The 246-nt window shown below is 37.0% G+C and carries 1 protein-coding gene; it reads left to right on the top strand.

Going from position 1 to position 246, the window contains the following annotated elements; all coding sequences use genetic code 11:
• Positions 1–63 precede the first annotated feature (63 nt).
• The coding region (locus tag ACX9YW_RS23425) for a GmrSD restriction endonuclease domain-containing protein (protein ID WP_460351185.1) at positions 64–246 on the top strand (183 nt) is incomplete at its 3' end.

The following is a 246-nucleotide window of genomic DNA, read 5'->3' as shown; positions in this document are numbered from 1 at the left end:
ACTAATTAAAAAATCAATAATACAACCGACAAAATTCAATTTTTGTCATTTACTAAAACCATAATGTCAAACATTGTTCTCGAAACGAAATATATAGGGGATATTACCGGCGATTTCTATTTGCCTGGTTACCAACGAGGATACCGATGGACCAAAGATGAAATCAAACTCTTGCTTGATGATATCTATGAAAGCGCAGGACTCCCCTATTGCCTGCAGCCAGTTGTAGTGAAGAAAAACGATGGG

The organism is Pseudoneobacillus rhizolycopersici, from assembly GCF_054786815.1.
Note: the sequence above shows the minus strand (reverse complement) of the source record. Positions and strands in the feature narration are given on the sequence as shown.